The organism is Shewanella sp. OMA3-2, from assembly GCF_021513195.1.
In the GTDB taxonomy this organism is placed as follows: domain Bacteria; phylum Pseudomonadota; class Gammaproteobacteria; order Enterobacterales; family Shewanellaceae; genus Shewanella.
This window is the reverse complement of sequence record NZ_CP090974.1, coordinates 2,355,432-2,368,624: the sequence shown is the minus strand read 5'-3', so window position 1 is coordinate 2,368,624 and position 13,193 is coordinate 2,355,432. Positions and strand designations below refer to the sequence as shown.

The following is a 13,193-nucleotide window of genomic DNA, read 5'->3' as shown; positions in this document are numbered from 1 at the left end:
CTAACACCACGCTATTTAGTGATATTAATTGCCATAATACTTTTATCTTGTTGCAATAGGCTGATCTGATATCCACTTTTTTTAGCCCATACGGGAACATCTTTGCAGGAACCGGGGTCAGACAGTAAAACCTTTAACGTTTCACCTTGCGGTAATTGCTTCAATAACAGTTTTATCTGCACTAATGGATATGGGCATCGATAAGCGGTTAAATCTATCAGTTTCATAGTGAATTTACGTTAAATAAACTAATGCTATTATCCTTAGTTGCATAGTAAACCACAAGCGAACAGAGTAAACTCTTACGCGTTTTTCTCTACTTATTAATCAGATTAAAGGGTGTCGTTTGGCTAAAATTACTTTTACCACCAAATCATTCAGCAAAATGAGCAAAACTTTCATCGCTGGCAGTATTGCAGCTGTGCTATTGACAGCGAATATTAGCAGTAGCTTTGCCAACAACGACTTACCCGATCTTGGAACTGCGGCTGTCAATACTTTCAGTCTTGAAAAAGAAATGGTTTATGGCGATGCTTATATGCGAGTGATACGTTCATCTGCACCGCTATTAACTGACCCAGTGTTAAGCCAATATCTATCTGAATTAGGTAATAAATTAGTTGCCCATGCTACGGGCGTTAAAACGCCATTTTATTTTTTCTTACTTCGAAATGATGAAATTAACGCATTTGCTTTTTTTGGTGGACATGTCGGTGTTCATACAGGGCTATTTTTAAATGCTGATACAGAAAGCGAGCTTGCTTCGGTACTGGCGCATGAAATCACTCACGTCACTCAACGTCATCTAGCCCGCTCATTAGAAGCGCAACACAAAAGCTCTACGGCAACTATTGCCGGTTTATTAGGGGCGATATTACTGACTATTGCAGCTCCACAGGCGGGTATGGCGGCATTAGCAACAACCCAAGCTTTAGCTACTCAAGCTAAAATTAACTATACTCGTTTACATGAAAAAGAAGCTGACCGAATCGGTATGCAAATATTGGTTGAAGCCGGTTTTGATCCCAATAGCGCCGCAAACTTTTTTGCTGAACTGGCCACACGTTACCGTTTCACGACAACGCCACCACAAATGCTGCTCACTCATCCATTACCAGAGTCACGCATTACCGATGCTCGTAACCGCGCAGCACAATATCCAAATCGTTATATTGCAGATAATCTAAACTACCAACTTGCTAAAGCCCGTATTCAAGTGCGATTCTCCAGCTATAACGATGACGCAGCGTTATCTTTATTCAATGTTCAGTTAAAAAAACGCTCTTACGCTTTCAAAGAAGCCGCTTTGTATGGAAAAGCTTTAGCGCTGTTTCGCTTGAAAAAATTTGCTGAAGCAGAAGCTATTATTGATGAATTACGCCAAACTGATGTTAATAATTTATTTTATATCGATACTAAAACGGATTTATTAGCCGAGCGTAAAGCCTTTGATGACGCCATTGCATTATTGCAAGCGCAGCGAAAATTAAAACCAACCTCACTGGTTATCAATACCAACTTAGCCCATATTTATGTTGAATCTGGAGCGCCTAAACTAGCGATTCCCTTATTGGAAGAGCTTATATTTTTTGATAAACAAAATATACTCTCATACCAACTGATGAATGATGCTTATAAAAAAATAGGCAATAAAGCACTAGAGTATTATACCAATGCAGAGGTACTGGCCTTAGTCGCGGATTATCCAAGCGCTATTGATCAATTAAACTACGCGTATCGTTACTCTGACGGACAGCCGCTGCAAATTGCCAGAATTGAAGCCAGAATACGTCAATTTAGAGATGCAGAACGCAATCTAGAACAATTCAAATAACCCTTAATACAGAACTAAAAAGAAAGCTAATACTATGACTAAAATTACTATTTTACATAATCCACGTTGTTCGAAAAGTCGTGAAACCCTAGCGTTACTTCAAGCTAGGGAAAATGATATAAATGTCATTGAGTATTTAAAAAATCCCCCTTCAGCAAACGAAATTAGTCACATACTGTCACTACTTGGTTTAAACGCTCGTCAGTTGATGCGGACTAAAGAAAGTGAATATAAAGATTTAAGCTTAGACAATGTCAATCTTACTGAAGCGCAACTTATTGAAGCTATGGTTAACACGCCAAAATTAATCGAACGACCAATAGTATTAGTCAATGGCAAAGCGGCTATTGGTCGTCCTCCAGAAAGTGTTTTAGCAATCATAGAGTAAATTATTAATGAAAACTAACAGCTTATTTCAGCTTTGTCGCATCGGTTATATTGCGCTCGTATTACTGCTTACTGGATGGTTTGTACAACAAGGCGTGCAAGGTTCTTATACATTGATATTTAATCTACTGTGGATAATCCCATTATTGATGCCGTTAAAAGGTGTTATTCAAGGTAAACCATACACTTATGCCTGGGCAAGCTTTATTCTATGCCTGTATCTGCTTCATGGATTAACCTTAGTCTATGTCACTGAAGACGCGCTTGTGTTTGCCATTATTGAATCTGTACTTATTTGCGTTTTGTTAATTGGTTTCCCATTTTATGCCAGAATAAGAGGCAGAGAACTGGGACTTGGTTTAAAGAAAAAATCACCACAAAAAAATTAACAATCTACTTTAAATAACCTTTATTGTTAATAAATCATTCAAAAGCGCCTATTGGCGCTTTTTTGTTATTTCGCAGTCAAAAATCACATGATATAGTCAATTAATAATAGTATAAGGGATTAAATAATGGCTTTCAGTCGCAGTATTTTTACGCTTGTTATTTCAACCTGTATACTAACTGCCTGTGGAGGTGGTAGTGACTCGGCTGTAGTGCCTGATAATTCCTTTCCTGTCACAGCTTGCAGCCTACCTCTTGAGTGGATAACGATAACAGGTAACGACAACCTTAAATTTTTGCTTGAACCCAATTATCAGGTAAACCAGCCTGGAGCGATTATTGCTAAAATAGCCAATAAAGACTCAATGGGGTTAGTCTATAAATGGCAGCAAGTTGCAGGTACGGCTTTATCATTAATCAGTAATAGATCTCCTATTCTCAACTTTACCCCTTCAAATGATGGTGAATATCAATTCAAAGTGACAATAACCGGATCGGGCATCAATATCGATCAATTGATTACCATTAATGTCACTAGTACCCAACAAATATCATTAGCAGTAAATGCGGATCATCAAGTCGTAGAGGGTAATGGTGTCAGTGTGAGATTAGCGACCATTAATGGTCAAATGCCGACGAATGTAAAATGGTGTGCTTACTCAGATAATGCCATCAGTTTAGATTTAACAAAAACTGAACGACCATTATTCATCGCGCCTAATGTCAGCAACGACAGCATAGTCTCTCTTAGGGCTACAGCCGAACTGAACGGACAAACATTAACCGATGATGTTCATATCTTAATTACCAATGAAACAGCAATCACCTCCCCCTATTTTGATCAGCCCGTGGCACGAACCTATGCCTATAAACCGAATTCGACTTATGCTGCTGTTTTACCAAAATGTGTTTACTCAAATAAACTCGAAAATAGCTGCCGTATTAATCAATTGCCTTTAATTGGACAACAAACCTCCTCTCCCTCTATTGCTAATATAATGGACAGAGTGGTGGTATCTCACGATTGGATGGGGCAGAATTTTGAACGATTTCTACAGCAGCAAGACCCCAACAATGATTTCATCACCTTATTACAGTCTGTCAGCGCGATTATTATTAGTTATGATGTACGCCCCTCTTTTTATTGGGTAGTTACCAGGGCAATATATTTAGATCCTGACAACCTTTGGTTAACCGCCGCTGAGCGCGATACCATCAATGAAGCACCAGATTACCGGAGTAATTTTGGTAATGATTTACAGTTTTTAATGCCATGGCGATATGTGAAGAATAATAACTATGCTTATGCTTCTTACTCGTATGAAACGCGAACCAACCGCTCAATTGCCGATTTTACCCCTAGACTTTCCTCGCTGCTATATCACGAATTAGCCCATGCTAATGACTTTTCCCACGCAGTACCCATAGCACCCTCCAAGGGCCGACTTTGTTAGAGGATTTCAACAGGCGTTCGAGCAGTAATGCTTTGGTATCTGATCAACTCGCCATACGTTTCCCATTGCAAAGCAGCGAAATGTATTCACTGGGTACAGTAAGCTTTAAGGGGCAAACAGCTAATAATACTCAAAAGTTATATCTGCCAAGTGATATTACCAGCTTCTTTAGTCAAGACCATGCATCTGACTATTACAGCTACTCCTCTACACGAGAAGATGCGGCCATGCTTTTTGAAGAAGCTTTTATGAGTTATCGTTATAATATGTTGAGAGATGTTGCCGTTACAGACAATCCACAAAATGCAACTGGCTCTAGTATTACTGTCGATTGGGGGCAGCGTGGTCGTATTGGTGCAAGCAATATTAAAATACGAGCACAATACGTTATTGATGAACTAATACCAGAAGTGGGAGGTCAAAACCTTATCAATAGTTTACCAATACCATTGCAATTAACTCCAGGCAAATCGTGGACAGAAAACTTAGCGATTAGCCCAACAAGTGCCAGTTCACAGCTAAAGGGGACTCAATCAGCTGTGATAAAAGCATTAGTAGATAGACCTTTAGAGTTAAGTGGCGATCAACATAGACAATAAGATTAAACAAGCAGACTTAGATAAACGCAGATTTTAAGTAATCACTCTAGCCTTACGGCTAGGGTTATTTTATAAGCAACTATAACTTAAGCATTTCCTTGATGAAAGGGATGGTTAATTTACGTTGATGTACCATAGATGCTTTATCTAATTTATCTAGCACATCAAACAGGGTACGTAAATCTCGTGCCATTCTCGTCAATAAGAAACGCCCTACTTCATCAGATAATTGCAGTCCGCGCATCGCTGCTCTGCGTTGTAAAGCCAAAAGTTTTTCATCATCTGCCATAGCTTGCAATTGATATATTAACCCCCACTGCATCCGTGAAATTAAATCAGGTAAAGCAAAACAGGCTTCAGACGGTGATGCACTTGCACTGACAATTAAACGACAGTCTTGCTGTTCAGCAATCCGGTTATATAAGTGAAATAAGGCTTCTTCCCAAACAGGATGACCTGCTATGGCATCGATATCATCAATACAAATTAAATTTAATGACTCCACCCCCTCAAATAATGCGGGAGAAATACTGGCATGAATGCCAAGTGGAATATATAAAGTACGTCGGTCTAAATCACTTGCATGGGCACATGCCGCATGCATTAAATGGGTGCGGCCTGATTTTTGCGGACCATATAAATAGATAGACGAAGTAATATTACCCTCAGCACAAGACTGAAGCTTTTGGATAAGTTCATCATTACCCGATGCAGGATAATAACTATTAAACGTCTCATCATCCGGTAAATAAACGGGTAAAGATAATTGGCGTGGAGAAGATAGGGTCACTCAAACATTCTCAAAAATAAACACACAGCGATCGCTACTATAGCACAAGCGCTCTTCAGGTAAAATATCACTGGGGTTATTGTCCTTGCCATTGATAGGTTAACGTAGATTTATCAGTCGATTTAGCATCATAATAAGAATTTACATTTCCCATCGAGTCTATTTTGCTTAATCGATTATCAATACTTAATAAGCGTTGTAGATCTTCAATGCTACTGAATAAAGATAACTGGTATGTCACTGTTTCATTTTGAAATTGACTGACTGAAATATCTTTAACAGCACTGAGTTGCTGCAAGTACTTTTCAATTTCTACCAGTTGTTTCATGTTAGTCACACCTGTAAAGCTAACCTGTGTTTCAAGGTTATTACCTGAAGATGCAATAGCATATTGGCTAATATAATAATCAGCTAATAAAGCCATGATCCGTTTGGATGCCGCGGCGATATTGAGCGTCTCACCCTGTTGCTTAATTAAAGGTTGAAGCGTTGAGCCCGTTTGGGTTTTATCGAACAAAGACAAAGTAAATGTGACTTTATTTGTTGCCTCTGAAATATCTGCAATCGCAAAATAATCTGCTTGATATCGAGCTGATGCAATATTAACGGGACTTAAAAACATGCCTTTAACATCCGTTGGCGATACCGCCATAAGATCATCAAGGTCCATCAAAGGTAACAATACTGGAATACCTTTATTGTTTGACTCAGCAATTAAATCAGAGCGTAAAGGGCTTTCGCTTGAGTCGGCTAGAATAACCGTATCGTTAGCTTCCGTAAGCGTTACCCATAATAAAGTTAAAGGACGTTGAGCCCCCCAAACGGGTAAATCTGCTTGGCGTAAAGTACTTATCACACGTTGATGGTCAAAGCTTGCTGTGAGTAATAAATCACTATCAACCTGACTATAACCATACTGAATGAGTAACGCTTCAGGGTTGTCAATTTGTGCTTTCACCATGGGATGCATGACGACGCTGGGGCTACCCGAGTTTTTTAAAAATACGCTGGCTAACGCTTGTTTAAGTGCAGCCGAACGAGCACTGTTAGCGCGGGATTCAACTATGATATCTGCCTCATCTAGCTTAGACACTTCGGCAGCGGATAGTTGTGCATGGACAATCGCCAGTGAAAACACTGTAAGATTAAGTAATTTTTTTAGCATTGGGAGTCATAAACGCAATCAAAATAAGTGCTGAAAGTGTAACATAATAAAGATCTATCGAGTATGGTCTAATCGCACTCTTTTTTATGTACTCGCACTATTTGAATATAACTAGAAAATGCGCTAACTGTACCGATTTAAAGACATAATAAAAATAATGGAGTTAATCTGATGAAACGCTTTTCAATTCCGCTTCAAGGGGCACAAATGTTATTTGTGGCTTTTGGGGCACTCGTGTTAATGCCTTTACTTACCGGACTAGATACCAGTGTTGCCCTCTTTACCGCAGGTATTGGTACTCTACTTTTTCAATTAGTCACAAAACGACAAGTGCCTATTTTCTTGGCTTCATCTTTCGCATTTATCGCCCCTATACTTTATGGCGTGCAAACATGGGGAATACCCGCAACGATGGGCGGCCTGATGGTATCCGGATTAATTTATGTGCTATTAGGATTAACCGTCAAAATACGCGGTGTGGGGTTTATTCATCAACTCCTCCCTCCTGTTGTGGTTGGCCCTGTGATAATGATTATCGGCTTAGGCTTAGCACCAATGGCGGTGAATATGGCTTTAGGCAAAACTGGCGATGGTTCAGTTCAATTAATTAACTCCACCACCGCGTTAATTATTTCACTGGCCTCATTATCAACCACTATTCTAGTGGCAACTTTTGCAAAAGGTGTTGCTCGATTGATGCCTATTTTGGCAGGCATTATCGTTGGCTATAGTTTAAGCCTGTTTTTTAATGTGGTTGATTTCACTCCAGTGCAACAAGCAGCATGGTTATCCATGCCTAACTTTGTCGCCCCCGAATTTCATTGGCAAGCCATACTCTTTATGATCCCCGTAGCCATTGCACCAGCCGTTGAGCATATCGGTGATATCTTGGCGATATCTAACGTAACAGGTAAAGACTATATTAAAAAACCTGGCTTGCATCGCACCTTAGCCGGAGATGGTATAGCAACTATAGCGGCATCCGCATTTGGTGGGCCGCCAAACACAACATACTCAGAAGTTACAGGCGCGATTACCTTAACCAAAAGTTTTGATCCTCGTATTATGACCTGGACAGCGATTACCGCCATCACTTTAGCTTTTGTCGGTAAATTAGGTGCCTTATTACAAACAATTCCAGTCCCAGTGATGGGTGGCATTATGTGTTTGTTATTTGGGTCTATTGCCGCTGTTGGCTTAAATACTTTAATTAAAAATCAAGTTGACTTATCAGAGCCGCGTAACTTAAGTATTGTCGCAGTCACCTTGGTATTTGGCATTGGCGGAATGGCATTTGGTATTGGCTCGTTCAGTCTCACTGGTATAAGCTTGTGCGGCATAATCGCGATATTAATGAATATGATTTTGCCTAAAACCGATAAAAGTCATCAAGTAGAGCACTAATCCTATTGAAGGACTGGACACAAGTAACTAAAAAGCCATCATATTTTTGATGGCTTTTTTATTCTCGTTCGAACAACAAGCGTTTAAAAATGAAAGCCGCGGTTTCTGGAGATCGCTCGAAAACTTAACTCATTAACTAAAGTTAGTTTTTGTGCGTTATCCATAGAGTGCCACTCTAAAATTTCATCTAAAGTACGATGGCAGCCTAAACAAATATCTTGTTCATCTAAACTACACTGCCTGATACAGGGCGATTCAACCCTCTGATTTTCGTCCATAATAATTACTCAGACCATACGGCAAATTCATTGCCATTAACATCAAGAAAATGAAATCGTCTACCACCAGGAAAAGTAAATACGGGTTTATTAACCACTCCGCCATATTGAATAACTTTGCGTTGCGTCTGCTCTAACGACTGGCTATACAAGACAATTAAAGGCGAACCAGTTGCGGTGGTGAAATAACTGTCTGATTCAAAAAAACCACCATCAATACCGACATTTAAAAAACAGCTATATTGCGGGCCGTAGTCTTGAAAATGCCAACTGAAAACTTGCTTAAAAAAATCCTTAGTGGCGGCTATATTGTTAACCGGTATTTCTAAGTAATTAATCTGATGATGTGACATGCTCTGCTTTTGCTGGTGATTGAAGGATATTTTAAGTATAACTAAACAATCATAAATAACCATTTTGGCCAAATGTTTATCGATGACAAACGTTTGGCCATTGTCTTAGTTTGCTAATTTTAGTTAATTAAAGCGGCGATAGCACCAATAATGCCACCTAATACCCCGCCCCAGACGACTAACCAACCAAGATGTTTTTTGATCATGTCTTGAATAATTTGCTTCACTAATTCAGGGGTTAGTTCATCCAATCGCTGATCTACAATATTAGCGACCTTAGTCTGAATGTCAGCAATCACATTGGGTTGTTCTAGTTCATGAACTAAAATTTGATTAAATTGCTCACTTTGAGACAGTTCAATTAGTGACTGTTTCATTTTATCTATAAAAGGCTCTTTTAGTGGTATTAATGCCTCTGCACCACCGAACATGGCTAACATCGCCCCAAGAGATGACTTTTCAACGGTTGACACTAACGCATCAAACGAGGGAGTTAAATCAACTTTTTCTATTACAGGGGCTAAATCGATGCTTTTACTGTCACTCACTGTGAGAAAACGATCTATATTTTCGTGAGTAAAAAACTGTTCCATCATCAGATGTTTAATACCCGCCTTAAATTCTTCAAAGCGATTTGGCACAACACCAGAACCATACAAACCAGGCACTTTTTCAAATAACATATACACAGCTAGCCAATTAGTTATCGCGCCAGACAAGGCAAACAGTCCAATTGTTAATATGATCGGCTGCTCCATTAAGTAGCCAGCTAACACAAATAACGTTGCAATTAAGTTTGTAAAAAGACTCTTATTCAATCTTACTTCTCCAAAGACAAAAAACCTGCAATATTTTAACAGCAAAATACTTAGGCTCATATGGTATTAGATCTATACCTTTAAATCTTGCTCTGTGTGACGATCAACTAATGCAACTTGCGCACTTTTTGCTAACACTCTCGCTCTTGCAATCATCTGGCTAGCAATACCTTTGTTCCGGTATTGTGGTAATACAAACGCATCATCAAAAAACCAAACCGGCTGTAACATTAAAGATGAAAAAGAGGGGTACAATTGAATAAAGCCAAGCAGATGACCGTCTTCTAATGCGACAAAAATAATCGAGTCATTTTCTGATAAGCGCTGACTTAAAAATGAATAACAACCATTTATGTCACTGAGCTGTTCACACGACTGACGATATTGATCAAAAATATGACTGAGGGGCTGTAAATCGATATTTGAGGCAAGACGTATTTGCATATTTCATCCTTGAATTACCAGCATAAAACTAACGATTATAAATAAACATAACCATATAACTTGTAAAAAAATTAACACAATTAATGACAAAATCTTACACATAAACAATCTAAAAGTCTATTTACTGACCATTTGTAAAATAGCCAATAAAAACCTCTCAATTAAGCTACTTTTTAGTTAAAATCAGCTTATTCGTTTTTATGCCTAAGAGTATCGTATGGCAAGTTCATTTAAAAAATTATTATCACGCCCTTTCCTTAAAAGAAGCCTTATTAGCCTATTTATTGTTTATGGGCTGTTTTGTTTGATTCTTGGCGTTATCATGCCTTTGATTGCTAAACAACAGTTGGCTCCTTTAGTGACAGAAACATTGGGCCGTGACACTCAAATTGAAGACATTCGCTTTAACCCATTTACCTTTGAGTTATCGGTAGAACGTTTGGTTGTCTCGGAAAGTAAGCCCACAAACACTTTTATCGGGTTTGAGAAATTATATATCAATATGTCACCGCTAGCATCGTTAGCTAATCTAGCCATTATTTTTGAACAAGTTTCTATTACAAAGCCAACAATTAATATAGAGCGCCTTACTGCAGATACTTATAATTACTCTGATATCATTGCCTTATTTCAATCAGCTTCTAACCCAGATACTCAAAGCTCGGAAAATATCGACAAACCGGTTCAAATACGTATTACCCAAATCGCAATTGAACAGGGAGCCGTTTCAATTAAAGATGCTGTTAGTAATAGCCAAATGGTGTATCCAGAAATCAATTTAGCATTCGATCATTTCGATACAGCAGCTAATATGGAACAACCAATAAGCAGTATTCAAAATCAGTATGATTTAAGTCTCACGGATGAATACAAAAGTCAGTTGCAACTTTTTGGCCATTTACAACTATTCCCTTTCGTACTAGAAGTTAATGTCACATTATCTGAATTTAACATTGCTAAATATTGGCAGTTTGTTGATGAACACTTTGATATACAATTAACCCAAGGTAAATTGAATATCAACAGTAAAATAATACTCAACATTGACTCTCAACAAGATACTCCAGTTAGTTTTACCTTAGCCGATACTGACATTAATATAAATAGCATTATTGCCTCACATGCTAACGAAGAAAAAATCGTTATTGATGCGTTAAACTTAAATGGTATTCAAGTCGATAGCACTACTCAACAGGTTTACATAGAGAGCTTTCAAACAAGCTCAGGCAAAGTGGCATTGAATATCTCTCCAACTGGGGCTGATTTAATCAAACTATTGATGCCAAAAAACCTAACTGATGCAGATATCGATAACGGTAAAGGCTCGGTTGATTTATCAACTGAACCGGTTAGCCCTTCTTGGTTAATCAACCTCAATGCGGTCGATATTGCTAATTATGAAATTAATTTAGGCGAGTCTATCGCTAGTGACCAAGTCGTGTTGTGGCAAATAGGCCAAGTAAGTTTCAAAACAGGTCCGATTAAATCTGACTTATCCATTCCATTGGACTACCAGTTTTCGGCTAAAATTAATCAACAAAGTGAACTTCGCACTGTCGGCATTTTTAATTTAATCGACCAAACTTTAAATGCAGATTTAAGTTATCAAAATGTCTCTTTGACTTCGCTGCAACCTTATGTCGAAAAATTTATTAATATTACCATTGAAGATGGTACTTTCAATACCAAAGGAAACTTGCGTTTAGACACAGAAAAACAATTAAACTATAGTGGTCAAGCTTGGGTTGAAAACCTTGATATTAAAGATAATTTACATCGAAAAACCTTGGTTAGCTGGCAAAAAATGTCAATTAACCAATTAGAGTTTGATAGACAACAAAGCCAGATTAATATTGATGAAATTTTGTTTGACGAATTGTATTCACGTATCATTATTGCAAAAGACAGAAGCACTAATATTTCCAATTTATTAAAGCAGCAAACTGTAACAGCTAATGTCGATAATAATGATAAAGCAACAGAACTCAAACCAAATCAACAAATAGCCGAGCTTAACCAAGAAGACAGCATTAGTCCTAAAATTGCGATTAATCGGATAACCTTAAAAAACAGCTCAGCATTTTTTGCCGATAATTCATTAACGCCTAATTTTGCATCGGGGATTGAATCATTAAACGGTCAAATTGACCAACTATCCAACAATCCACAGACGATAGCATCCGTAGATCTCGCGGGGAAAATAGATAAATATGCCCCTGTAACATTAAAGGGTGAAATTAATCCATTACTCGAATTACCTTACTTAGACCTTAATCTTATTTTCAAAAATGTCGAGTTAACCTCAGTTAACCCCTATTCAGGCACTTATGCGGGTTACTTTATCGATAAGGGCCAAATTTCATTAGATTTAAATTATCAATTAAAAAATAATGCCTTAGTTGGCACTAATCATGTTGTCATCAACCAATTGCAATTGGGTAAGCCAAGTAATAGTGATCTGGCTACAAGTCTACCAATCACATTAGCAGTGGCCTTACTTCAAGACCGTAACGGCGTAATTGATTTAGGCGTTGATGTAGAAGGTGACTTAAGCTCACCGAGCTTTAGTTTTGGTAGTGTTATTTGGGGGGCATTAGGTAATATCATTTCCAAAGCAGTCACAGCGCCATTTAGTTTACTTGCCAATTTGATCGGCTCAGACGAACCGATAAATAAAGTCAGTTTTGATTATGGTAATGCAGAGTTAAACAATGCCCAGACAAAGCATTTAATGACATTAGCTGATGCCTTATCAGACCGGCCTTTACTGATTGTTAATGTTAAAGGTGAAGTGGATGCAATTAATGATAGTCAAGCATTAGCTAAACAAGCCTTACACCTAAAGCTTGCAACAACAGCGCAGATACCCGTTGATAAATTACCAGCTGATTTATCAGCCAGCCAATTTCCACTATCAGGGCCAATCACCGAGGCGCTCTATACCATTTTCAATCAAGACATCGCCCAAAATTCAATGGCAATTAAGCAGTCCATTATTGATGACAATGCTGCACAATACCCAGAAACGCCTTTAACAGAAAACGATCTCAATACCCGTTGGCACATTGTTTTATATAACACTTTGAAAAGCGCCCATGTCGTTGCCCCAAGTGAATTAGGCAAGCTTGCTCAACTCAGAGCTAAAACGGTTAAAGCATTCTTAGTTGAACAAGCAAACATTGAAGCTAATCGAGTTTATGTGGTCGAAAGTCGGGTGAATTCGAAACAAAAATTAGCGGAAGTACAACTTGAATTACAAGCTAACTAAATAGTGCAAGAT

General features: G+C 38.3%; 12 protein-coding genes and 1 pseudogene. 6 read left to right on the top strand and 7 right to left on the bottom strand.

Features of this window, described 5'->3' with window-relative positions; genetic code table 11:
* Positions 1–11 precede the first annotated feature (11 nt).
* On the bottom strand, positions 12–227 hold the full coding sequence (locus tag L0B17_RS10520; RefSeq protein WP_235084660.1) for a sulfurtransferase TusA family protein: 216 nt from the start codon (positions 225–227) through the stop codon (positions 12–14).
* Between the two features lie 119 nt (positions 228–346).
* Between L0B17_RS10520 and L0B17_RS10515 the strand changes: the two genes are divergently transcribed.
* The 4 genes and pseudogenes from L0B17_RS10515 to L0B17_RS10500 all read left to right on the top strand — a co-directional run bounded on the left by L0B17_RS10515 (position 347) and on the right by L0B17_RS10500 (position 4,661).
* Positions 347–1,834 carry a M48 family metalloprotease gene (locus L0B17_RS10515; protein ID WP_443019884.1) on the top strand — a complete coding sequence of 496 codons (1,488 nt, stop codon included), beginning with the start codon at positions 347–349 and terminating at the stop codon, positions 1,832–1,834.
* A 34-nt stretch (positions 1,835–1,868) separates the two neighbouring features.
* Positions 1,869–2,222 carry an arsenate reductase (glutaredoxin) gene (arsC, locus tag L0B17_RS10510; RefSeq protein WP_235084658.1) on the top strand — a complete coding sequence of 118 codons (354 nt, stop codon included), beginning with the start codon at positions 1,869–1,871 and terminating at the stop codon, positions 2,220–2,222.
* A 7-nt stretch (positions 2,223–2,229) separates the two neighbouring features.
* Entirely contained in the window at positions 2,230–2,610 is a 381-nt protein-coding gene (locus L0B17_RS10505; RefSeq protein WP_235084656.1) for a DUF2069 domain-containing protein, read from the top strand.
* A gap of 126 nt (positions 2,611–2,736) precedes the next feature.
* A pseudogene (locus L0B17_RS10500) lies at positions 2,737–4,661 on the top strand (hypothetical protein).
* 79 nt (positions 4,662–4,740) lie between these two features.
* Here the strand turns inward: L0B17_RS10500 and hda are convergent.
* Together hda and L0B17_RS10485 are read right to left on the bottom strand one after the other, a co-directional pair.
* Positions 4,741–5,451 (bottom strand): DnaA inactivator Hda, encoded by a 711-nt coding sequence (hda, locus tag L0B17_RS10490; protein WP_235084652.1) that lies wholly within the window; start codon positions 5,449–5,451, stop codon positions 4,741–4,743.
* 76 nt (positions 5,452–5,527) lie between these two features.
* Positions 5,528–6,616 (bottom strand): DUF2066 domain-containing protein, encoded by a 1,089-nt coding sequence (locus L0B17_RS10485; protein ID WP_235084651.1) that lies wholly within the window; start codon positions 6,614–6,616, stop codon positions 5,528–5,530.
* Positions 6,617–6,787: 171 nt separating this feature from the next.
* Here L0B17_RS10485 and L0B17_RS10480 point away from each other — a divergent pair, with 171 nt between their 5' ends.
* Complete coding sequence (locus L0B17_RS10480; protein WP_235084648.1) at positions 6,788–8,020, top strand: uracil-xanthine permease family protein; 1,233 nt, start codon at positions 6,788–6,790, stop codon at positions 8,018–8,020.
* A gap of 83 nt (positions 8,021–8,103) precedes the next feature.
* Here L0B17_RS10480 and L0B17_RS10475 read toward each other — a convergent pair whose 3' ends face one another.
* From L0B17_RS10475 to L0B17_RS10460, 4 genes are all read right to left on the bottom strand, one after another.
* A complete protein-coding gene (locus L0B17_RS10475) occupies positions 8,104–8,298 on the bottom strand; it encodes a DUF1289 domain-containing protein (protein WP_235084646.1) in 195 nt (64 codons plus the stop codon).
* 5 nt (positions 8,299–8,303) lie between these two features.
* Positions 8,304–8,651, bottom strand: coding sequence for a VOC family protein (locus L0B17_RS10470; protein WP_235084644.1), 348 nt, complete (start codon positions 8,649–8,651; stop codon positions 8,304–8,306).
* A gap of 119 nt (positions 8,652–8,770) precedes the next feature.
* Positions 8,771–9,469, bottom strand: coding sequence for a DUF445 domain-containing protein (locus tag L0B17_RS10465; RefSeq protein ID WP_235084643.1), 699 nt, complete (start codon positions 9,467–9,469; stop codon positions 8,771–8,773).
* A 72-nt stretch (positions 9,470–9,541) separates the two neighbouring features.
* Positions 9,542–9,913, bottom strand: a complete 372-nt coding sequence (locus tag L0B17_RS10460) for a GNAT family N-acetyltransferase (protein ID WP_235084641.1) — start codon at positions 9,911–9,913, stop codon at positions 9,542–9,544.
* A gap of 217 nt (positions 9,914–10,130) precedes the next feature.
* Here L0B17_RS10460 and L0B17_RS10455 point away from each other — a divergent pair, with 217 nt between their 5' ends.
* Complete coding sequence (locus L0B17_RS10455; RefSeq protein ID WP_235084640.1) at positions 10,131–13,181, top strand: DUF748 domain-containing protein; 3,051 nt, start codon at positions 10,131–10,133, stop codon at positions 13,179–13,181.
* Positions 13,182–13,193: the final 12 nt, after the last annotated feature.

What these genes read in the sequence shown, in the direction of transcription:
- L0B17_RS10470 (WP_235084644.1), bottom strand. Translation starts at nt 8,651, where the DNA reads ATGTCACATCATCAGATTAATTACTTAGAAATACCGGTTAACAATATA.
- L0B17_RS10475 (WP_235084646.1), bottom strand. Translation starts at nt 8,298, where the DNA reads ATGGACGAAAATCAGAGGGTTGAATCGCCCTGTATCAGGCAGTGTAGT.
- arsC (WP_235084658.1), top strand. Translation starts at nt 1,869, where the DNA reads ATGACTAAAATTACTATTTTACATAATCCACGTTGTTCGAAAAGTCGT.
- L0B17_RS10455 (WP_235084640.1), top strand. Translation starts at nt 10,131, where the DNA reads ATGGCAAGTTCATTTAAAAAATTATTATCACGCCCTTTCCTTAAAAGA.
- L0B17_RS10520 (WP_235084660.1), bottom strand. Translation starts at nt 227, where the DNA reads ATGAAACTGATAGATTTAACCGCTTATCGATGCCCATATCCATTAGTG.
- L0B17_RS10485 (WP_235084651.1), bottom strand. Translation starts at nt 6,616, where the DNA reads ATGCTAAAAAAATTACTTAATCTTACAGTGTTTTCACTGGCGATTGTC.
- L0B17_RS10480 (WP_235084648.1), top strand. Translation starts at nt 6,788, where the DNA reads ATGAAACGCTTTTCAATTCCGCTTCAAGGGGCACAAATGTTATTTGTG.
- L0B17_RS10505 (WP_235084656.1), top strand. Translation starts at nt 2,230, where the DNA reads ATGAAAACTAACAGCTTATTTCAGCTTTGTCGCATCGGTTATATTGCG.
- L0B17_RS10460 (WP_235084641.1), bottom strand. Translation starts at nt 9,913, where the DNA reads ATGCAAATACGTCTTGCCTCAAATATCGATTTACAGCCCCTCAGTCAT.